20 protein-coding genes and 4 pseudogenes are annotated in these 19443 nt (G+C 67.9%); 2 read left to right on the forward strand and 22 right to left on the reverse strand.

Annotated elements, in window-relative coordinates; translation table 11 throughout:
* From WA944_RS20275 to WA944_RS20315, 9 genes are all read right to left on the reverse strand, one after another.
* The coding region (locus tag WA944_RS20275; protein WP_526647286.1) for an NADH-quinone oxidoreductase subunit G at positions 1-1533 on the reverse strand (1533 nt) is incomplete at its 3' end.
* Positions 1530-2846 (reverse strand): NADH-quinone oxidoreductase subunit NuoF, encoded by a 1317-nt coding sequence (gene nuoF / locus WA944_RS20280; RefSeq protein ID WP_526368348.1) that lies wholly within the window; start codon positions 2844-2846, stop codon positions 1530-1532. The genes nuoF and WA944_RS20275, both read right to left, overlap by 4 nt.
* Positions 2847-3734, reverse strand: a complete 888-nt coding sequence (nuoE, locus tag WA944_RS20285) for an NADH-quinone oxidoreductase subunit NuoE (RefSeq protein ID WP_526368350.1) — start codon at positions 3732-3734, stop codon at positions 2847-2849.
* Positions 3731-5068 carry an NADH dehydrogenase (quinone) subunit D gene (nuoD, locus tag WA944_RS20290; RefSeq protein WP_526368352.1) on the reverse strand — a complete coding sequence of 446 codons (1338 nt, stop codon included), beginning with the start codon at positions 5066-5068 and terminating at the stop codon, positions 3731-3733. The genes nuoE and nuoD overlap by 4 nt, the downstream gene beginning before the upstream one ends.
* Positions 5068-5748, reverse strand: a complete 681-nt coding sequence (locus WA944_RS20295; protein WP_526368354.1) for an NADH-quinone oxidoreductase subunit C — start codon at positions 5746-5748, stop codon at positions 5068-5070. The genes nuoD and WA944_RS20295 overlap by 1 nt, the downstream gene beginning before the upstream one ends.
* Positions 5745-6302: an NADH-quinone oxidoreductase subunit B gene (locus WA944_RS20300; RefSeq protein ID WP_526368356.1), complete on the reverse strand. Its 558-nt coding sequence runs from the start codon at positions 6300-6302 to the stop codon at positions 5745-5747. Before WA944_RS20300 ends, WA944_RS20295 begins: the two co-directional genes overlap by 4 nt.
* Positions 6293-6667 carry an NADH-quinone oxidoreductase subunit A gene (locus WA944_RS20305; RefSeq protein WP_526368358.1) on the reverse strand — a complete coding sequence of 125 codons (375 nt, stop codon included), beginning with the start codon at positions 6665-6667 and terminating at the stop codon, positions 6293-6295. The genes WA944_RS20300 and WA944_RS20305 overlap by 10 nt, the downstream gene beginning before the upstream one ends.
* 166 nt (positions 6668-6833) lie before the next feature.
* The gene (locus WA944_RS20310; protein ID WP_526368360.1) at positions 6834-7232 is read right to left on the reverse strand and encodes an Rv3143 family two-component system response regulator; all 399 of its coding nucleotides are present in this window, start codon (positions 7230-7232) and stop codon (positions 6834-6836) included.
* 67 nt (positions 7233-7299) lie between these two features.
* Positions 7300-7698, reverse strand: a complete 399-nt coding sequence (locus WA944_RS20315) for a nuclear transport factor 2 family protein (RefSeq protein ID WP_526368362.1) — start codon at positions 7696-7698, stop codon at positions 7300-7302.
* 41 nt (positions 7699-7739) lie between these two features.
* On the opposite strand from WA944_RS20315, the gene WA944_RS20320 reads away from it, so the two are divergent.
* Positions 7740-8369 carry a class I SAM-dependent methyltransferase gene (locus WA944_RS20320; RefSeq protein ID WP_526368364.1) on the forward strand — a complete coding sequence of 210 codons (630 nt, stop codon included), beginning with the start codon at positions 7740-7742 and terminating at the stop codon, positions 8367-8369.
* A gap of 8 nt (positions 8370-8377) precedes the next feature.
* Here the strand turns inward: WA944_RS20320 and WA944_RS20325 are convergent, their stop codons facing one another.
* The 9 genes and pseudogenes from WA944_RS20325 to WA944_RS20365 all read right to left on the reverse strand — a co-directional run bounded on the left by WA944_RS20325 (position 8378) and on the right by WA944_RS20365 (position 15987).
* The gene (locus WA944_RS20325) at positions 8378-8719 is read right to left on the reverse strand and encodes a DUF6285 domain-containing protein (protein ID WP_526608385.1); all 342 of its coding nucleotides are present in this window, start codon (positions 8717-8719) and stop codon (positions 8378-8380) included.
* Positions 8716-9683: pseudogene (locus WA944_RS20330) on the reverse strand (phosphotransferase family protein). The gene WA944_RS20325 and the pseudogene WA944_RS20330 overlap by 4 nt, the downstream one beginning before the upstream one ends.
* A 72-nt stretch (positions 9684-9755) precedes the next feature.
* Positions 9756-10517: pseudogene (locus WA944_RS20335) on the reverse strand (acyl-CoA dehydrogenase family protein); the annotation flags it as partial.
* Positions 10453-10884 (reverse strand): hypothetical protein, encoded by a 432-nt coding sequence (locus WA944_RS20340; protein WP_526608389.1) that lies wholly within the window; start codon positions 10882-10884, stop codon positions 10453-10455. The pseudogene WA944_RS20335 and the gene WA944_RS20340, both read right to left, overlap by 65 nt.
* A gap of 50 nt (positions 10885-10934) precedes the next feature.
* A complete protein-coding gene (locus WA944_RS20345) occupies positions 10935-11555 on the reverse strand; it encodes a TetR/AcrR family transcriptional regulator (protein ID WP_526368372.1) in 621 nt (206 codons plus the stop codon).
* A 5-nt stretch (positions 11556-11560) separates the two neighbouring features.
* A complete protein-coding gene (locus tag WA944_RS20350; protein ID WP_526368374.1) occupies positions 11561-12466 on the reverse strand; it encodes a hydroxymethylglutaryl-CoA lyase in 906 nt (301 codons plus the stop codon).
* The gene (locus WA944_RS20355) at positions 12463-13680 is read right to left on the reverse strand and encodes a CaiB/BaiF CoA transferase family protein (protein ID WP_526647287.1); all 1218 of its coding nucleotides are present in this window, start codon (positions 13678-13680) and stop codon (positions 12463-12465) included. The genes WA944_RS20350 and WA944_RS20355 overlap by 4 nt, the downstream gene beginning before the upstream one ends.
* Complete coding sequence (locus WA944_RS20360) at positions 13677-14882, reverse strand: alpha/beta hydrolase family protein (protein ID WP_526368378.1); 1206 nt, start codon at positions 14880-14882, stop codon at positions 13677-13679. The genes WA944_RS20355 and WA944_RS20360 overlap by 4 nt, the downstream gene beginning before the upstream one ends.
* A pseudogene (locus WA944_RS20365) lies at positions 14882-15987 on the reverse strand (homogentisate 1,2-dioxygenase). The gene WA944_RS20360 and the pseudogene WA944_RS20365 overlap by 1 nt, the downstream one beginning before the upstream one ends.
* Before the next feature lie 157 nt (positions 15988-16144).
* Here WA944_RS20365 and WA944_RS20370 point away from each other — a divergent pair.
* Positions 16145-17260 carry a DUF222 domain-containing protein gene (locus tag WA944_RS20370; protein ID WP_526608396.1) on the forward strand — a complete coding sequence of 372 codons (1116 nt, stop codon included), beginning with the start codon at positions 16145-16147 and terminating at the stop codon, positions 17258-17260.
* Between the two features lie 54 nt (positions 17261-17314).
* On the opposite strand, the gene WA944_RS20375 is transcribed toward WA944_RS20370, so the two are convergent.
* The 4 genes and pseudogenes from WA944_RS20375 to WA944_RS20390 all read right to left on the reverse strand — a co-directional run.
* Entirely contained in the window at positions 17315-17512 is a 198-nt protein-coding gene (locus WA944_RS20375) for a hypothetical protein (protein WP_526608398.1), read from the reverse strand.
* Between the two features lie 65 nt (positions 17513-17577).
* Positions 17578-17964, reverse strand: a complete 387-nt coding sequence (locus WA944_RS20380; protein WP_526368382.1) for a nitroreductase/quinone reductase family protein — start codon at positions 17962-17964, stop codon at positions 17578-17580.
* Positions 17965-17984: 20 nt separating this feature from the next.
* Positions 17985-19090, reverse strand: a pseudogene (locus WA944_RS20385) (acyl-CoA dehydrogenase family protein).
* Positions 19063-19443: TetR/AcrR family transcriptional regulator (locus tag WA944_RS20390; RefSeq protein WP_526647288.1), on the reverse strand; the 381-nt coding region annotated here is incomplete at its 5' end. The gene WA944_RS20390 and the pseudogene WA944_RS20385, both read right to left, overlap by 28 nt.

Consider the following 19443-nt stretch of genomic DNA (forward strand, 5'->3'; position numbering starts at 1 on the left):
GGCCTCCACCGCGCCCCGCTCACCGGCGCGCCGGGGGACCCAGGCGAGCCGTGCCCCGGTGGCCTGGGCGAGGCGTCCCGCGGCCGACAGTGCGCCCGGGAAGATCGCCAGCCGTTCACCGACCAGAATCAGCGACCCAGGCACCGTCAGCGACTCGTCGTCGGTCAACCGGTCCAGCGCATCCGCCTCGCCTGCCGGGCCGGAGCTGATCAGTCGTCCCGACAGCTTCGTCAGGCCGCTGGAGGCGAACGGCGCGATCGAGTGCACCGCCAGGCCGCGCTTTCGCACCGCCTTGCGCAGTCGCAGGAAGATGATCGGCGACTCTTCCTCGGGTTCCAGCCCGGCCAACAGCACCGCCGGTGCGTTCTCCAGATCCGAGTAGGTCACCGTCATCGGCCGGCCGGCGATGTGGGCGGCCAGGAAGTCGGCCTCCTCGGCGCTGTGCGTCCTGGCGCGGAAGTCGACGTCGTTGGTGCCCAGCACGATTCGGGCGAACTTGGCGTAGGCGTAGGCGTCCTCGGCCGTCACCCGCCCGCCGACGAGCACCCCGGCCCTGCCGTGCGCCGCCGCCAACCCCGCCCCGGCCACCGTGAGCGCTTCGGACCACGACGCCGGGCGCAACGCGCCGTCGGGAGAATCGGCGTCCCGCACCAGCGGCGTGGTGATCCGGTCACCGACGGTCGCGTAGGTGAAGGCCCACCGGCCCTTGTCGCAGTTCCATTCCTCGTTCACCGCGGGATCGTCACCCGCCAGGCGGCGCAACACCTTTCCGCGGCGGTGGTCGGTGCGCTGCGCGCAACCCGATGCGCAGTGTTCGCAGACACTCGGGCTCGACACCAGGTCGAAGGGCCGCGCCCGGAACCGGTAGGCCGCACCGGTCAGCGCCCCCACCGGACAGATCTGCACGGTGTTGCCGGAAAAGTACGACTGGAACGGTTCGCCCGGGGCGATCCCGACCTGTTGCAGCGCGCCCCGCTCCATCAACTCGATGAACGGGTCACCGGCGATCTGGTCGGAGAACCGGGTGCACCGGGCGCACAGCACACACCGCTCACGGTCCAGCAGCACCTGTGACGAGACGTTGATCGGCTTCGGGAAGGTGCGCTTGACATCCTCGAAGCGGGTCTCGGGGCGGCCGTTGGACATCGCCTGGTTCTGCAGCGGGCACTCACCACCCTTGTCGCAGACCGGGCAGTCCAGCGGATGGTTGATGAGCAGCAACTCCATCACGCCGTGCTGCGCCTTGTCGGCGGCCTCGGAGGTGAACTGGGTGCGCACCACCATGTCCGGGGTGCAGGTGATCGTGCAGGACGCCATCGGTTTGCGCTGTCCCTCGACCTCGACCAGGCATTGCCGGCACGCACCGACCGGGTCCAGCAGCGGGTGGTCGCAGAACCGGGGGATCTGCACCCCCATCAACTCGGCGGCGCGGATCACCAGGGTGCCCTTGGGAACGCTGACCTGTGCCCCGTCGATCGTCAGCGTGACCATCTCGACGGGAGGCGCGTCGTGGTTGTGCTCAGCGATGGTCATGCACCCACCCTTTCCGGAGCGGCGAGCATCGACGCGTACGGATCGAACGGGCAGCCGCCATCGAGGTGTGCCTCGTACTCGTCGCGAAAGTACTTGACGGACGACACGATCGGGCTGGCGGCGCCGTCACCGAGGGCGCAGAACGACTTGCCGAGGATGCTGTCGGAGATGTCGAGGAGCTTGTCGATGTCGGCCGGGGTCCCGGTGCCGTCCTCGAGCCGCTGGTAGATCTGCGCCAGCCAGTAGGTGCCCTCGCGGCACGGGGTGCACTTGCCGCACGATTCGTGCGCGTAGAACTGCGTCCAGCGCCGCACCGCCCGCACCACGCAGGTGGTTTCGTCGAAGATCTGCAGCGCCTTGGTGCCGAGCATCGACCCGACGCCGGCCATCCCCTCGTAATCCAGTGGCGCGTCGAGGTGTTCGGCTGTCAGCAGCGGTGTCGAGGATCCACCCGGTGTCCAGAACTTCAAGGTGTGTCCGGCCCGGACACCGCCCGCGTAGTCGAGCAGCTCGCGCAGCGTGATCCCGAGCGGCGCCTCGTACTGGCCGGGTGTGGTGACGTGCCCCGACAGCGAGTACAGCGTGAAACCGGGCGACTTCTCCGAACCCATGGAGCGGAACCAGCCGATCCCGTTGAGCAGGATGGGCGGCACGCTGGCGATCGACTCCACGTTGTTGACCACCGTCGGGCACGCGTACAGGCCCGCCACCGCGGGGAACGGCGGCCGCAGCCTGGGCTGACCGCGTCTGCCCTCCAGCGAGTCCAGCAGCGCGGTCTCCTCGCCGCAGATGTAGGCACCCGCACCGGCGTGCACGACGAGGTCGAGATCGAACCCGGAACCGTGGATGTCGGTACCCAGGTGCCCCGCGGCGTAGGCTTCGGCGACCGCGGCCTGCAGCCGCCGCAGTACCGGAAGAACCTCCCCGCGCAGGTAGATGAAAGCGTGGTGCGCCCGGATCGCGTACGCCGCGATGATCGCCCCCTCCACCAGGAAGTGCGGGGTCGTCATCATCAACGGAATGTCTTTGCACGTACCGGGTTCGGACTCGTCGGCGTTGATCACCAGGTAGTGGGGCTTGGCCGCGGCGCCCTCATCGCCCTGCGGGATGAACGACCACTTGGTGCCGGTGGGGAACCCGGCGCCGCCACGGCCCCGCAGCCCGGAGTCCTTGACCATCGTGATGACATCGTCGGGGCTCATGGCCAGAGCCCGGTCCAGGGCCTGATACCCGTCATGGCGACGGTAGGTGTCCAGCGACCAGGGCTGCGGCTCGTCCCAGAACCGGCTGAGCACGGGAGTCAGTGGCGTCATCTACGAATCCGTCGCCTTCGGGTCGGTTTCTGGTGTCGACGGCCCGGCCGGAACATCGGCCGAAGGCGCCGGCGCGGGTTCGTCCCTGGCGGACTCGGCTGCATGGGCTTCGTCGTCGCCGGCGGCTTGCCCTTCGCGGGTGGTGACCGCCTCCGATCCGGACGAGTCCGGTGCCGGCGCGGCCATGTCGTGTCGGTGAGCGAATCGCAGCCCGGCCAGGCTGGCGTCGCCGGGCAGTGAACCGTCGGCCTCCCGGTCGGCGGTCGGCAGCCCGGCGAGGACTCTCGCGGTGTCGCGGAAGCTGCACAACGACGCTCCGCGTGTGGGTTTCGGGAGCTCACCGCTGCGCAGCGCGTCGACGAGATCGCGGGCCGAGTGCGGCGTCTGGTTGTCGAAGAACTCCCAGTTGACCATCACGACCGGCGCGTAGTCGCAGGCGGCGTTGCACTCGACGTGTTCGAGGGTGACCTTGCCGTCCGCGGTCGTCTGACCCGCGTCCACCCCGAGGTGCTCCTGCAGAGCGTCGAGGATGGCATCGCCGCCCATGATCGCGCACAAGGTGTTCGTGCAGACACCGACCAGGTAATCCCCGGTGGGGGTCCGTCGGTACATCGAGTAGAAGGTCGCCACCGCGGTCACCTCGGCCGGGGACAGGCCCAATTGCTCGGCACAGAAGGCGATTCCAGCCGGTGTCAGGCAGCCGTCCTCGGACTGTGTCAGGTGCAGCAGTGGAAGCAGGGCCGAGCGTGACTGCGGGTAACGCGCAATGATCACCGCGGCGTCGGCCGCGAGCCGGGATGCGACGTCTGCGGGGTAACTCGCCGTCCCGTGGATCGGCGGTCCGGGCTCGTCGGGCCGTTGCCCGAGTTCGAGGAAAACGCCCGTCACCTGTCCACCCCGCCCATCACCGGATCGATCGACGCCACCGCGGCGATGGCGTCGGCGACCATTCCCCCCTCGCACATCGCAGCCACGGCTTGAAGATTCGTGAACGACGGGTCGCGGTAGTGCACCCGGTACGGGCGGGCGCCCCCGTCGGACACCATGTGCACCCCAAGCTCGCCGCGGGGTGATTCGACGGCGACATAGACATGGCCAGCGGGCACCCGGAACCCTTCGGTCACCAACTTGAAGTGGTGGATCAGGCCCTCCATCGAGTGCCCCATGATCTTGGCGATGTGCTCGGGTGAATTGCCCAGCCCGTCGGGGCCCACTGTCAGATCGGCGGGCCAGGCGAGCTTCTTGTCCTCGATCATCACGGGTTGGCCGGCGAGCTTCTCCAGCCTCTCGACGCACTGCTCGACGATCTTGATCGACTCACGCATCTCCTTGACCCGGATCAGATAGCGGCCATAGGAGTCACAACGGTCGTCGGTGATGACGTCGAAGTCGTATGTCTGGTAACCGCAATAGGGTTGCGACTTGCGCAGATCGTGCGGCAGACCGGTGGAGCGCAGTATCGGGCCCGTGATCCCGAGCGCCATGCACCCGGTCAGATCCAGATAGCCGATCCCCAGGGTGCGGGCCTTCCAGATGTAGTTCTCGTTGAGCAGGTCTTCCAGGTCTCGCAGCCGTGTCGGCAGCAGCTCCAGCAGGTCCCTGACCTGGATGAGCCCGTCGTCGGGCAGGTCGACGGCGACGCCCCCGGGCCGCACGTAGGCGTGGTTCATCCGCAGGCCGGTGATGGACTCGAACACCGACAGGATCAGTTCGCGTTCCCGGAAGCCGAGGAACATTGCCGACATCGCCCCGAGTTCCATGCCGCCGGTGGCCAGGGCGACCAGGTGGCTCGAGATCCGGTTGAGTTCCATCAGCATCACCCGGATCACCGACGCGCGCTCGGGGATCTCGTCGGTGACATCGAGGAGCTTCTCCACACCGAGGCAGTAGGCCGTCTCGTTGAAAAACGGTGACAGGTAGTCCATCCGGGTCACGAACGTCACGCCCTGGGTCCAGTTCCGGAACTCCAGGTTCTTTTCGATACCGGTGTGCAGATAGCCGATCCCGCACCGGGCCTCGACGATGGTCTCGCCCTCGATCTCGAGGATGAGGCGCAGCACCCCGTGCGTCGACGGGTGCTGCGGGCCCATGTTGACGACGATGCGCTCCCCGGCATGCTCGGCGGCGTTCTGCCTCGCGGCGATGACGACCTCTTCCCAGTCCTGTCCGCCGACGACGACCACCCGTTCAGCCGGGCCGGGAATGCTCTGTGATGTGGTCATCAGCGATAGGCCCTCCGTTCGTCGGGCGGGGGGATCTGGGCGCCGTGGTACTCGACCGGGATCCCGCCGAGCGGGTAGTCCTTGCGCTGCGGGTGGCCGACCCAGTCATCGGGCATCTCGATGCGGGTCAGCGAGGGGTGACCGTCGAAGATGATGCCGAAGAAGTCGTAGGTTTCGCGTTCGTGCCAGTCGGTGGTCGGGTACACCCGGAACAGCGACGGGATGTGGGGGTCGGCGTCGGGGGCCGCCACCTCGACACAGATGCGCCGGTTGTGGGTGATCGACATCAGTGGATAAACCGCGTGCAGCTCACGGCCGGTGTCCTCGGGGTAGTGCACCCCGCTGACGCCCAGGCACAACTCGAACCGCAGGCCCGCGTCGTCGCGCAGCGCCTGAGCCACCGCGGGGAGGTGCTCGCGTCGGACCTCCAGGGTGAGCTGGTCACGGAACACCACCACCCGCTCGATCGCGGCAGCGAACGCCTCGTCCCCGAGCGTGGCGACCAACGTGTCGACGACGTCGTCGAAGTAGTCGCCGTAGGGCCGCGGCGAACCGCCGGGCAGTGCCACCGGCCGCACGAGGCGGCCGTAGCCGGAGGTGTCGCCGGTGCCCTCGGCGCCGAACATGCCGCGCTGCACGCCGATGACCTCGGGTTGCGAGTCCCCATCTCCGACGGTCATGACCGCAGCAGGCCTTTCAGCTCGATCGTCGGCTGAACCGCCAGCGCAGCCTGTTCAGCCTCCCGAATCGCCTCCTCGCGGTTCACGCCGAGCGGCATATGCTGGATCTTGTCGTGCAGTTTGAGGATCGCGTGCAGCAGCATCTCCGGTCGGGGCGGGCAGCCGGGCAGGTAGATGTCCACCGGAACCACGTGATCCACCCCCTGGACCACCGCGTAGTTGTTGAACATGCCGCCGGAGGACGCGCACACCCCCATGGCCAGCACCCACTTCGGCTCGGCCATCTGGTCGTAGATCTGCCGAAGCACCGGCGCCATCTTCTGGCTGACGCGCCCGGCGACGATCATCAGGTCGGCCTGGCGCGGTGTCGCCGAGAACCGCTCCATGCCGAAACGTGAGATGTCGAAGCGTGGCCCGGCGGTCGCCATCATCTCGATCGCGCAGCACGCCAGGCCGAAGGTGGCGGGCCACAGTGACCCTTTCCGCACGTAGCCGGCGACCTTCTCGACCGTCGAGAGCAGGATCCCGCCCGGTAATTTTTCCTCTAGTCCCATGCCAGACCTCCCCGTCGCCACTCGTAGGCATATGCCACCGAGACGTTGAACAAGAACAGCGCCACCGCGACGACACCGAAGGCGCCCAGGCTGTCGAACGCCACCGCCCACGGGTAGAGGAAGACGATTTCGATGTCGAACACGATGAACAACATCGCCGTCAGGTAGTACTTGATCGGGAAGCGCTGCGCGGTCGCGGCCACGGCCGGATCGGAGACGTCCATGGGCTCGATCCCGCACTCGTACGCCTCGAGCTTGGAGTGGTTGTAGCGCCTCGGTCCGACCAGCAGCGCGATGCCCACCGAGCCGACGGCGAACACGGCAGCGATCGCGCCAAGCACCAGGATCGGCGTGTACAAATTCATGCTGCGCAGGCGCTCCTCGGGGGCTGTCGATGTGAGCTGCCCCACAGCCTAACCATGTTTTGGATGCAAGCCACTCATTTTGGTTAGTATCGCTATTGGCGCCGTTCGGCGATGTCGCTTTGCCGCGAAAAGGCAAGCGCGACAAGTAATCCCGTGTTGGATTCGGTCACACGGTGGTGCGAAGCAGCGACACGACCGCGTCGCCCAGCCGGATCGGGTCGATCGGATGGGGGACCGCGGCCTCGGCGCGGGACCAGCGGGCCAGCCACGCATCGTCGGGTCGGCCCGTCAGGACCAGCATCGGCGGACACAGATCGATCTCGTCCTTGAGCTGTTTGGCGATGCCCATTCCGCCGACGGGGCTGGCCTCACCGTCGAGGATCACCAGATCGAAGCCGCCCTCGTCCATCTGCCTGATCACCATCGCGGCGGTGGCGACCTCGACGTAGCTGAGTTCGGGAAGTTCGGGGTGCACCCGCTTACCCAGCGCGAGGCGTACCTGCTCCCTGGTCCTGGGGTTGTCGCTGTAGACCAGGACGCGCAGGGTCACCGTGGGCGCAGCCATGCCGCGATGGTAGCCCCGCGGCGAGGTGACGGCACCGAAAACGCCTGCCTGGTCGGCGAGTCGGTGGTCAGCGGTCGGCGGCCATCAGCGGGGCGATCGCCGCCGGGTCGAAGTACTCGTCGATGCTGCTGATCAGGCCGTCGGAGTCCAGCTTGATCACGATGCACACCCGCATGGCGATCGACGCGTCCGCACGGCCGTTGGCGTGCAGGATGTGCTGCTGGACGAAGCCGCCGTCGAAGAACTGGCGGTCGAGGATCTGGTATCGCCGGTCGACGGTGGCGTTGACGAACCAGGCGATGATCCGCACCGACGTGGCGCGGTCGCTGGGTCGCTCGTCACCGGTCGTCCACACTGCCACCTCGGGGCTGAACAGCTGCTCCACCATGGCGATGTCGCCGCGTTCGATCGCGTCGAACAGCCGGTCAGCGACGTCGGCGGTGGTGCGCAGATCGGTTTCAGACATCCTGTTGACCTCAACTCCGGTTCAGGTTGAACACTGGGTGCATGGACCAGACGCCCACACTCTCCCGATTCGACGAGTTCTACAAGAACCAGACCCCGCCGTGGGTGATCGGCGAGCCGCAACCGGTGATCGTCGACCTGGCCGCCGCGGGCGCCATCAACGGCCGGGTGCTCGATGTCGGGTGCGGTACCGGCGAGCACACGATCTTGCTGGCTCGCGGCGGCGTCGACGTGCTCGGCGTCGACGGCGCGCCCGCAGCCGTCGAGCAGGCCAGGCGCAACGCCGAAGACCAGGGTGTGGGCGCCCGCTTCGAGGTCGCCGACGCGCTGCGCCTCGGCGACGCGCCCGGCTACGACACGATCGTCGACAGCGCGCTGTTCCACATCTTCGACGACGCTGACCGCGCGACGTACGTGCGCAGTCTGCACGCCGCAACCCGGCCCGGTGCGGCCGTGTTCGTGCTCGCATTGTCCGACGCCGGGCGCGGCTTCGGGCCCGAGGTCAGCGAGGCGACCATCCGGGACGCGTTCGGTGCGGGGTGGGAGATCGAGGACTTGGCCGCGACCACCTACCGCGGTCTCGTCACCGAGGTGCACTCCGAGCAACTGGGGCTGGAGGTCGGCACCCGGGTCGACGAGCCGGCCTGGTTGGCTCGGATCCGCAGGAAATAACGCCTGCCTCATCCCGGGGAATCGTACCCGGGGTGTGCGAGGGACAACCGGTGTCGCACCAGCAGTCTCAGCACTGCCATCACCTCGTCACCCCGGTCATCCAACCGGCCTGCGCGGATGGCGTCCGACAGCGCGGTCTCGTCGGGGAATCCCAGGTCCGCCAACGCCTCAGCCACCTCACCTGCCGTCTCGTCGCGCAGTTCACGCTCGACGATCCGCAGCACGTTGGCTGCGACGCGGGCGTGGAAACCGGCCTGCCCGTCACAGGCGCTACGGACCTCATCGTCGAGGAAGTCGGCGACTGCGGCGACGAGTTCGGCGGCGGTGGGTCGCCCGGAGAATGCATTCATCGCGGTCCCCCTCCGGACAGCAGATCCAATATGTCCCATTCGGTTTCGCTGACCCGACGGCCGATCGCCGCGAGCTCGACCGAGCGCTGCTCGCCGGAGAGGTGCCGTTCGGCCTGGTGCCTGCAGATGACGCCCCACCGCAACGTCGCCACGGTCAGCCACCATCGGAACGCGTCGCGGTCCACCGCCGTCCCCGCCGCCGTCTCATAGGCCCGCAGGAACGTCTCCACGCTGCCGAGACCACCGGCGCCGAGCGTCAGCGGCGCGCCGAACCGCCACGCCCGGATGCAGAACCACGCCAGATCGTCGTACACCTCCCCGATGTGGGTCAGCTCCCAGTCCAGCACCGCAGCCAGTCCGGATTCGTCGACGATCAGGTTGCCCATCCGGAAGTCGCCGTGCACCAACCGCATCGGCGACGGATCAGGGCGCCGGTCGGCGAGCCGACGGAACGCCCACTCGAAAGTGGCCGTGGTGTCGCCGATCTCGTCCAGCCGGGTACGCCGCGAGGTCGTCGGGGGCGGTCAACCCGATCCCGTCCGGATCGGCGCGGTGGATCGCCGCCAGTGCCGCGGCGCATTGTTCGAGTAGCCGCGATCTGCCGGCGTCATCGAGCCCGCGCAGGATGCGCCGCACGATGGTTTCGCCGGCCACCGCGTCACAGATCAGGTACGGGTTACCCAGGGCGGCAGGCGCGTTGTCGGCCGTCAGGATGTGGGGGACCGGTGCGCCCGCGGCGGCAGCCCGTTGCTGCACGAGGGCCTCCAGTTCCATGCCCGCATGGATGTCGTCACCGGCGCCGGTGCGCAGGATGAGGGCACGCCGACGGTCGGGGTGCGCAGCGGTGAACGCCCAGGTGATCCTGGAAGCGCCGCCGGTCAGTGGGTTGGAGGTCCTCGACGCTGACCTCACCGAGAACCGGCGCCAGCACCTGCACGAGAGCGCGCGCCAGCGTATCGCTCATCGGTGCTCTCTTCTCTTCGGCGCCCTCGGTGATCCGATAGCGGCGGTGGTGTCGGTAGATGTGCTCGAACGGTTCATGCCTGCTGTATCCGACACCGCCGAACACCTGCATCGCGCGGTCCGCGGCCTCACACACCAGGCGGTTGGCACGATAGTTGGCCATCGACACCTTGTCCGAGACCTCCATGTGGTGGTTGCCGTCGAGTTCGGACGCGGCGAACCGCACCAGCAGCCGCACCATCTGTGCCTCTGTCTGCAGCTCCACCAGCGGCCACTGCACCGCCTGGTTGACCGCCAGCGGCTTACCGAACACCGTGCGCTCCCCGGCGTAGGCGACGGCCCGGTCGATGCAGTACTGCGCAGCCCCGAGACTGCTCGCCGCTTGACGAATCCGGTTCTCGTGCAGGAACGTCTGCCCGACCTCCAGGCCGCGGTCCGCCTCCCCGAGGATCGCCTCGGCGGGCACCCGGACGTTGTCCAGCACCACCTCGCCATGATCGGTGGGCATGTTGAACGTCCACCAGTAGTACGGGACCGAGAAACCCTGGGTGTCGGTCGGCACCAGGAATGCGCTGATGCCTCGGGCCTGACCCGGTTCACCCGATGTGCGGGCGAACACCAGGTCATGGGTGGCGCGACGGACACCGGTGTTTTTTGAACCGCTTGGCGCCGTTGATGATCCATTCTTACCGTCCTGCACTGCGGTGGTCTCCAGCCAGGTGGCGTCAGATCCGGGGTTGGGTTCGGTGAGCCCGAACGCCATCGACCGCTCACCGGTGCTCAGGGCATCGGTCCACTCTTTCTTCTGAGCTTCGGTGCCGAACCGGTCCATCATGATCACCTGGGAAGTTGCCGACGATCGAGGACTCGGCCTGCAGGTCGTTGTGCAGCCTGAGTCCCTTGTGAGCCAGGTGTTCCCGGATCACCGCCATGTCGATGTTGCTGTCGTCCCGGCCGCCGAACCGGGACGGCAGCCCGTACCGCAGCCACCCCGCCCCGTCGGCACGCCTGCGCATCTCGGCGAGCAGGTCTTCCCACTCCCGCCGCGGGATACCGCCGCTGTCCCAGTCGGTGCGGGCATGCTCACGACGGTGGTCGAAGTACTGGATATGTTCGCGTTCCAGTGGTTTGATCTCCGCCTCGATGAACGCGTCCATCTCGGTGAGCAACCCGGGAAGGTGGTCCGGAAGGCTGAAATCCACAGTGATCTCCTTTGGCGGTCTTCGTTGGCGTGTCTTCGTTGGCGGTGGTGCTAGAACCCGTACAGCGTCTTCTTCCAGATGCGTGACAACGTGGTGATGGCGTCCTCGTCGCCGATGTCGATGCCGAGGCCCGACGTGCCGACGAAGACGGTGGTGAAGTTCTCGAACAGCAGCGCTATCGCGGCGGCGGTGTACTCCGGGTTCAGCTCGCCGCCGTAGCCCTGCTCCTGCGCGCGCCGCACCGAGGCGGCGACGATGTCGACACCGAAGCGACGGAACTCGTTCTGGACGGCGGCGAAGCGCGGCTTGGTGGACGCCAGCTGCGCCACTGCGATCATGATGCCGATGTTCTGCTTGAACATCGTCCAGTACCCGGTCACCACCCCGGTGAAGAAGGCGTCGTCATCGGGCGACTCAGGCAGCTTCAGACTCAGCCCCGACGGTGTCACCACCTCCCGCAGGAAGGACTCGGCCAGCGCGGCGAGAAGATCCTCCTTGTCGGCGAAATAGCGGTAGAACGCCGCAGGCGACTTGCCCGCCGCCGAGGTGATGTCGCTCAGGGTCGTGCCGTGAAAGCCGCGTTCGGCGAACAGTTTCCGGGCGGCCTGCTCGAGGGCCAGCCGGGTTTGACGGCCTTTTGCGCTCAACGTGGCTGACGGTCCGGGCGCCACGTCCGCTAACCCAGGATCCGGTCACCGGCGCGCAGCAGTGCGCCGGGCAGTTCGTGCCCGACAGCGTTCTGCGCGACCTCGGCCGCGGCGATCGCCTTCTCCAGGTCGACGTCCACCTCGACACCGCTGTCGCGCAACAGGTACACCAGGTCTTCGGTGGCGATGTTGCCGCTGGCGCCAGGGGCGAACGGGCAGCCGCCGAGCCCGCCGACGGATGCGTCCAGCCGGGTGACACCGGCGCCGACCGCGGCGTATGCGCTGGCCAGGCCGGTCCCGCGGGTGTTGTGGAAGTGTGCGCCCAGGGGCAGATCTGCGCTTGCCGGACGGACGAGGTCGATCAGCTCGCTGACCCGGCGGGGGGTTGCGGTGCCGATGGTGTCGGCGATCGCGAGCCGGTCCACCCCGGCGTCGGTGGCGGCGGTCACGATGTCGACGACCCGTTGCGACGGCGTCGGGCCGTCGAACGGACAGTCCCACGCGGTCGCGATGATGACCTCGACGCTCACGCCACTGTCATGGGCGATCGCCACGATGTCGGCGATCTGGGCGGTCGCCTCCGCCGACGTGCGACCCACGTTGGCACGGCTGTGCCCGTCGGCTGCTGAAACCACGAACTCGATGGAGCGCAGTCCGGCGGCGATGGCGCGTTTTGCGCCGTTGGGACTGGCGACCAGTGCGGAGAACTCGATGTCGGCGAAGTTGTGCAGTTCCGCGGCCAGTTCGGCGGCATCGGCCAGCGCAGGCACCTTCGAGGGGGAGACGAAGGCCGTCGCCTCCATCTCCCGCACGCCGGTGGCCGCGATCGCCGCGAGCAGGTCGAGCTTGGCCGACAGCGGAATAGGATCCTCGATCTGCAGCCCGTCGCGCAGCGAAACGTCACGGATGTCGACATGTGTCGGCGGTGCGGTCATATGACGCCCTCCTCCCGCAGCTTGCCCAGTTCGGCTTCGCTCATCCCGAGCAGGCCGCGGTAGATCTCGTCGTTGTGCTGGCCGGGGCGGGCTGAGCCGGCATGGCGGATGGTGCCCGGGGTCTCGGACAGCACGGGAACCACTCCGGGCCCCTTCACATTCCGCCCGATCCGGTCGTCCCAGTGGTCGGCGATCATGCCGCGGGCCTGCAGCTGGGGGTCCTCGACGACCTCGGCGACCGTGTTGATGGGGCCGCTGATCACCCCGGCTTCAGAGAGCGTCGAGATGATGTCGGCCGGCTGGCGTTCGGCGGCCCACGATCCGATGATCTTGTCGAGCTCGTCCTGGTTGCGGCCTCGCGCAACATGATTGGCGAAACTTTCGTCGGCCGCGAGTTCGGGCCGGCCCATGGCCCCGCACAACCGGCGGAAGACGGTGTCCTGGTTCGCCGCGATCACCACCCAGCTGCCGTCCGCCGTCGGGTAGATGTTCGAGGGGGCGATGCCCTCCAGACGGGTGCCGGACGGGCCCCGCACCACCCCGCCGACGTCGTAGTCGGGGATCGTGGACTCCTGCACCGCCAGGCAGGATTCGGTCAGTGCCGCGTCGACCACCTGGCCCTGCCCGGTCACCGAGCGGCGGTACAGCGCGGCCAACGCCCCCTGGGCGGCGAACATCCCGGCCAGACTGTCACCCAGCGACAGCGCCAGCCGTGGGGGAGGGCCGCCGGGAAACCCGTTCATGTGCCGCAGCCCGCTGGCGGCCTCGGCGACAGAGGCATAACCGGCCTTGTGCGCCTCCGGGCCGGTCTGGCCGTACCCGGACACCCGCACCAGGATGATTCCGCGATTGCGTTTGCGCAGCACGTCGTAGCCCAGTCCCCATTTCTCCAGGGTGCCGGGCCGGAAGTTCTCGACGATGACGTCGCTGCGTTCCACGAGGTCGAGGAACAGATCCCGCCCCATGCTCTCCCGCAGGTTGAGGGTGACCGCTTTCTTGTTGCGCGCGTGGACCGTCCAGAAGAAGTGGTGCCCGTCGAGCTCGGCCTGCCCCCAGGTGCGCAGCGGATCCGGCGACCCGGGCGGTTCGACCTTGATGACCTCAGCGCCCATGTCCCCGAGGAGACGACCTGCAAACGGCCCGGAGATCAACGTTCCCACCTCGATGACGCGGATTCCGTCGAGCGGCCCGGTCGGCGGGGCCCCTGCCGTCATCGGGCCACCGCGAAGTCGTGGCGGACCAGCCAGTCGGTGACGACGCCGACGGCCTGGCGCAGAATGTCGTGCTGGTCGGCGCCGGCGTAGTAGTGGTTCGCGCCGGGGATCTCGTGCATCTCCTTGTCGGGATGGCCGATCGCGGTGAAGATCCGGCGGGTGTGGCTCGGGGTGCATGCGTCGTCGGCGAGTTTTCCGATGATCAGCGCGGGCACCGCGCTGTCGGGTCCGCACTTGACTGCGTCGCCGTTGGCGTCGTCGTAGCTCCACTGCGACAGCCAGCTGCGCAGCGTGCAGAACCGCGCCAGACCCACCGGGCTCATGTTCACCACCTCAGGATCACCCAGATAGCAGGTTCCCGGGGTGCGTTCGTTGGGATCGACGGCGGGGTCCAGCCAGCGCGGGTCGGCCATGGTGCCGTGCACGACGAACGCGAATTCCTCGGCGTCCGCGCCGGGGCGCCCGCTCGCTCTGATCTCGGCGAGTTTGTCCTTGACCCAGCGGGTGATTCGGCGGTTGCGGGCAATCTGCGCCCGGTGATAGCGCTCCAGGAAGTCGGTCGTGTACGGCGGCTGGTTGGGATTGTCGGGGTTGTAGAGATCCAGCTCGGGATCCCGCTTGCCGGGATCGTTCTCGTCGAGGATCGAGGCGTCCATCCACTCGGTCATGGTGCCGCGCCTGCTGATGTGGGTCGCCAGCAGCATGATGCCATCGGCGGGGATCAGCCCGAGTGTGGTCAGGTCAGGGCCGTCGCCGGACGGGCTCGCGGTCACCGTGGGGTGCTGGGCCTGCTGCTGGTAGAAGACCGACAGCGAGCCGCCGCCGCTCCAGCCGGCGAGCACCACTTTCGAGTAGCCGAGCCGGTTCTTGGCGTCCTTGATGCACTCGCCGAGGTCTTCGACGACCTTCTCCATCAGCAACGCCGAGTCGGTTCCACGGAACCGGCTGTTGCAGTAGATGACGTGGTGACCGACGCGGGCCAGCGCGTTGATCATCGGCAGGTAGGCGCCGCCGCCGATCGGATGCATGAACACCAGCACGGTGTCGGAAGACACCGCCTTCGGTTTGAGGAGGTAACTCTCCAGCACCACCAACTCGGCCACGCCACCGTAGACGTCGCGGACTGTCGAATTGTTCTGATAGGCAACCAGATAGGGAATGCGTTCGTACTCGTACCGGACCGGAGCCTGCTGGTTCTGCATCAGTGCTGCCCGAGGTCGTTGGCCAGGATCTCCGCCGAGGGGACCAGCCGCCGACGAGTGTCGATCGCGATGACCCGCCAGTCCACAGACTGGAAATCGTCGAACTTGCGGCGTGCTCTCTCGCGGGCCTTCTCCGGCGCACCATGATGGACCCCCTGCGGCGCATGCGAGATGAGCCCCGGCGGCATCGGGATCCCGTAGAGCGATCCACCGTGGAAGAACGCGATCTCGTCGAAGTCGACGTTGCGGTGATACCAGGGTGTGCGTTCGGTGCCCGGCACGCCTTCGGCGGGCTTGGGCAGGAAGTTCATGATGTACACCCCGGTGGCCTGCATGAACAGGTGCACCGTGGGGGGTAGGTGCACGCTGTCGGAGGTCACCACGTTGTAGTCGGCGATGTTGAAGGTGAACGCGAAGTTGTCGCCACGCCACCCTTCGACATCGAGCGGATGGTGTTGGTAGTACAGGGTTGTGGTGCCGACACCGTCGACAGGCGAGTGCACCAGCCGTACCTCGTACTCGTCGCGGCCGTCGTCGTCGTACGGCTGCGGTTCGGGGATCACCACCTGCGACGCGTCGAACGGGAAGTGACGTCCCAGCTGGCCGGGCGGTGGCACCCGGAACTCATCGGTGGCCTGGATCATCAGCCAGGTGCACTGGTCGTCCGGCACGTGCCGCCACGTGCAGGCCTTCGGCAGATACAGCCAGTCGCCCCGGCGATAGCGCAGTGGTCCGAACTCGGTCTCGACGAGCCCCGTGCCCTCGTGGACGAAGCACAGCAGATCCCGTCGATGTGACGCACGAAGTGCGGCATCGATGCGGCGCGCCGGGACAGCAGTACTTCACAGTCGGCATTGGAGAACATCAGCAGGGGACCTCCCTGCGCGTCGGTGGCGTCCGCGCGGGTTTGAGTTCGCTCGACAGCACGTCCAGCGGCCGCAGCGGGCCGACGGTGCGGTACGCCGTGGGGTCGTGGCGGCGGTAGAGGTTGGCCGTGCGGCCGGTGAAGCCACCGCGGCCGAGTTCATCGTCTTTGAGCCCGTCGAGGTCGGCGTGCAGCCGTCGGGGCGTGACCCCTTTTGCGTAGGTGCACGAACGACTCCATGGGGATCCTCCCGGCGATTGAAAGTAAAACTGACTTTAGTTTTAGCTTTGACGGCCGTCAAGGGTGGTGAGAGGTAGAAGTCGAACCTCTTGCGTCACTTGAGTGTCTGTACCACACGCAGGGCTTCTTGTCGGTGGTTCGAACTAGTGTTCGATGTATGGGTGAGGTGTCCAGTGCGGTCGATGCGATCCCGGCCGGGGTGGCGGCGTTGCAAGCCGCCTCGGTCGAGGAGTTGTCGCACCGCGAGATCATCACCGAACTGTCTCGGGTGAGTGCCGCGACCTGGATGCTGCCGGCTGTGGAGCATCGGCTGCTCAATCGGCTGGTCAGCGAGACCGAGCCGCACCGGTTGGGGGAATCATCGTGGACGAAAGTGCTGAGAACCGCGTTGCGGGTGTCGGGTAAAGACGCCCGACGCCGGCTGCGCGAGGCCGCGCACCTGGGCCCGCGGCGCGGACTGAGCGGTCAACCACTGCCGCCGGTGTGGGAGGCCACCGCCGCCGCCCAGGCCCGTGGGGCGATCGGACCCGAACATGTCGCGGTGATCGCCGCGTTCCACAAGAGGCTGCCGGGCTGGGTCGATGTCGACACCCGCGAGGTCGCTGATGCCCAGTTGGCCGGGCTGGCCGCCGGGCTGGGCCCGGAGGTCCTCGATGCCGCCGCCGGGGAACTGTTGATGATGGATGATGATCGACCAGGACGGTCCCCAACCCAGCGAGTCCGAACAGGCCACCACCGCGGGATCACCCTGGGCAAACAGCAACGCGACGGCACCCGATCGATCCGAGGTCGGCTCGACGCCGAGACCGGCGCCTACTGGGAAGCGATCTTCGCCAAACAGGCCGCCCCCGGCAGGTGCCACCCCGACGGCGAACCGGCCGCCGACAACGGGGGCGCCGCCGAGGGCGGTGACCGCGCGTGTAGCGACACCCGCACTCAGGCGCAGCGCAACCACGACGCGTTCAAAGCCGTCGGCCGCGCCGTCCTCTCGTCGGGCGAGTTGGGCAAGCTTCACGGGTTGGCGGTCACGGTGATCGCGTCGACGACCCTCAACGAGCTCGAATCCGGGGCCGGGCTGGCCGTCACCGCCGGCGGAACCAAACTACCGATACCGGATCTGATCGGGATGGCCGCCCGCGGCGCGCAGGATGGCCGCCCGCGGCGCGCACCACTATCTGGCGGTGTTCGACGACCACACCAACGAAGTGTTGTATCTGGGCAGGGCCAAACGCTGCGCCTCACCCGCGCAGTGGATCACGCTGCTGGCCCGTGACCGGGGTTGCCCCCGACCCGGCTGCACCGCCCCCGGCTACCAGTGCCAGGTCCATCACGCCGTCGCGGACTGGAAAAGCAACGGCCAAACCAACATCAACGACCTCACCCTGGCCTGCGGACCAGACAACCGGCTGATCGAGAACAGCGGCTGGACCACCACCAGAAACACACCCAAGGCCACACCGAATGGCACCCACCACCAGACCTCGACACTGGCCAGAGCAGAGTCAACAACCACCACCACCCCCACCCCCACCGATACCTACTCCCCGAAGACGACCAAGGACCGTGAACAGCGGTGGGGTATCGATTCTTTCAGTCGACGAGATCGACTCGCACCGTCAGCAGGTTCGTTCCGAACGTGCGGACGCCCATGCTGTTGACCTGGGGCAGTGACCGGAGCCGAGCGCGGGCGTTGTCGTCGGGCAGCAGCTGCGCCGTGCCGCGGTGCCAGCGCCCCTTCAGCCGCACCCGCACCTTCGGGTCGGCCTTGATGTTGCGCACGTACTGCGACTTCTCGCCGAACTCCGAGACGAACCAGAACTCGTCACCGACCCGGCGGCCGCCCACCGGCGTGCGCCGGGGTTCGCCGGACTTTCGGCCGGTCGTCTCGAGCAGTGTCTGGAACGGCATTCGCCCCATCACCTGGTTCCCGACATATTTCTGGAAGAACTTGGTGACGCTGTCGCGGACGCTGGTCATCGGAACTCCGTTCGCCGGTTTCACACCATGGCGGTGCGGGGGACCGCCGTCCCCATTGTCAGCGCAGCGGCGAGTTCGCGGCTGGTGTCGTAGTCGAAGACCACGTGACCGCCGATGACGTCGACGTCGCGTTTGATGCGTTGCAGCGGGTTGTCCAGGGAGTGCGCGCTCGCGCCCGACGCGCCGAGCAGATCGCCGATCACCGTGCGCGACTCGCGGACGATATGTGCCGCGGCGAGCCTGGCCTGAGCGCGCACCGGACGTCCGACCGGGTCTCCCGACGCGACGATGTCCCCGATCTCGCCCACGGTGTCGGCCAGTAGGCCGCGCAGTGAACGCAGCCGGAGGAGCGCCTGCCCGAGGTGCACGGAGGCGACAGGCTTGTCTTTCTGCATCACCCCCTCGTAGGCCAGGAATTGCTGGGAGAGTCGCTCGGTGTAGATCTCGACGGCTCGATCTGCGCTGCCCAGGGCGGGCATCGCGGCCACCGGGCCAGCCGGCACCATCGGCCACCGGGCCAGCCGGCACCATCGGCCACCGGTAGGTGTCGGCATTGTGTAGCGCGGCCCCTGGCGCGGTTCCTGTGTAGATGTCCGACACGGCCACCAGTCGGTGCTCCGGCACGGAAGGCGTCGGCGATCACCACGTCGTTGGAACCGGTCGCCCGCATGCCGTCGGTGTGCCACACGTCCTCGATGCGCACGGCGTCGATCGGCAACAGCGCCAGCACGGGATAGATGGTCGCCGGATCGCCCGGCACGCGCTCGCGCAGCGCACCCACGATGATCCAGTTGCCGTCCATCACGCCGGTCGCCCACGACCACCGCCCGGACAGTCGGATCCCGCCGTCGCAGCTGACGCCCCGGCCCGTCGGTGCCAGGGGCGCCGGGCCAGGAAGGGGGCGCGATCGGAATGCCTCGCTCTGGGCCTGCTCGCTGAACAGCGCGAGCATCCAGTTGTGCAGGGCATAGAAGCCGAGGGTCCACGCCGTGGACGCGCACCCGTGCGCCATCAGCCGGACGGGGTCGAGGATGGCCGGCAGCGGGGCCTTGAGGTCGCCGTAGCGGGCCGGCACCAGTTTGGTATGGAGGCTTGGGGTCAGGGATTCAGCATGGGGTCGAGAAATCGTTCCCGCTGTCGGGCCGTTCCCGGGGTCGGCGGCGCGTTCGAGAGGTGCAGGAAGCCGATGCCCGCGGCGAACGTGGCGTTCGCCCGTATCGCGGCGTCCTCGGCGTCGAACCCGGCATCCTCGAAAGCTCGGCGAACCGCGCCCAGCACCCGCTGGTCGGCGGCGTGCACGCTCTCGGCGACAGCCGGGTCGGTGCGTGCCCACTCCCGCATCGCCCGCTCCTGGGCCCACTGCCGTTCGCCGAGAAGTGACGCCATCATCTGCGCGAGCCGCTCCCGGGCCGGCACGTCCGCGAGATCGCCGAAGTGGCTGCGGTCCCGGTCCCGCAATTGGGCCCACGCCTCGACCAC

Source organism: Mycobacterium sp., assembly GCF_049683355.1.
Taxonomy (GTDB): Bacteria; Actinomycetota; Actinomycetes; order Mycobacteriales; family Mycobacteriaceae; genus Mycobacterium.

What these genes read in the sequence shown, in the direction of transcription:
- nuoF (WP_526368348.1), bottom strand. Translation starts at nt 2,846, where the DNA reads ATGACGCCACTGACTCCCGTGCTCAGCCGGTTCTGGGACGAGCCGCAG.
- nuoD (WP_526368352.1), bottom strand. Translation starts at nt 5,068, where the DNA reads ATGACCACATCACAGAGCATTCCCGGCCCGGCTGAACGGGTGGTCGTC.
- WA944_RS20295 (WP_526368354.1), bottom strand. Translation starts at nt 5,748, where the DNA reads ATGACCGTCGGAGATGGGGACTCGCAACCCGAGGTCATCGGCGTGCAG.
- WA944_RS20300 (WP_526368356.1), bottom strand. Translation starts at nt 6,302, where the DNA reads ATGGGACTAGAGGAAAAATTACCGGGCGGGATCCTGCTCTCGACGGTC.
- WA944_RS20305 (WP_526368358.1), bottom strand. Translation starts at nt 6,667, where the DNA reads ATGAATTTGTACACGCCGATCCTGGTGCTTGGCGCGATCGCTGCCGTG.
- WA944_RS20310 (WP_526368360.1), bottom strand. Translation starts at nt 7,232, where the DNA reads ATGGCTGCGCCCACGGTGACCCTGCGCGTCCTGGTCTACAGCGACAAC.
- WA944_RS20315 (WP_526368362.1), bottom strand. Translation starts at nt 7,698, where the DNA reads ATGTCTGAAACCGATCTGCGCACCACCGCCGACGTCGCTGACCGGCTG.
- WA944_RS20320 (WP_526368364.1), top strand. Translation starts at nt 7,740, where the DNA reads ATGGACCAGACGCCCACACTCTCCCGATTCGACGAGTTCTACAAGAAC.
- WA944_RS20325 (WP_526608385.1), bottom strand. Translation starts at nt 8,719, where the DNA reads ATGAATGCATTCTCCGGGCGACCCACCGCCGCCGAACTCGTCGCCGCA.
- WA944_RS20350 (WP_526368374.1), bottom strand. Translation starts at nt 12,466, where the DNA reads ATGACCGCACCGCCGACACATGTCGACATCCGTGACGTTTCGCTGCGC.
- WA944_RS20355 (WP_526647287.1), bottom strand. Translation starts at nt 13,680, where the DNA reads ATGACGGCAGGGGCCCCGCCGACCGGGCCGCTCGACGGAATCCGCGTC.
- WA944_RS20360 (WP_526368378.1), bottom strand. Translation starts at nt 14,882, where the DNA reads ATGCAGAACCAGCAGGCTCCGGTCCGGTACGAGTACGAACGCATTCCC.
- WA944_RS20370 (WP_526608396.1), top strand. Translation starts at nt 16,145, where the DNA reads ATGGGTGAGGTGTCCAGTGCGGTCGATGCGATCCCGGCCGGGGTGGCG.
- WA944_RS20380 (WP_526368382.1), bottom strand. Translation starts at nt 17,964, where the DNA reads ATGACCAGCGTCCGCGACAGCGTCACCAAGTTCTTCCAGAAATATGTC.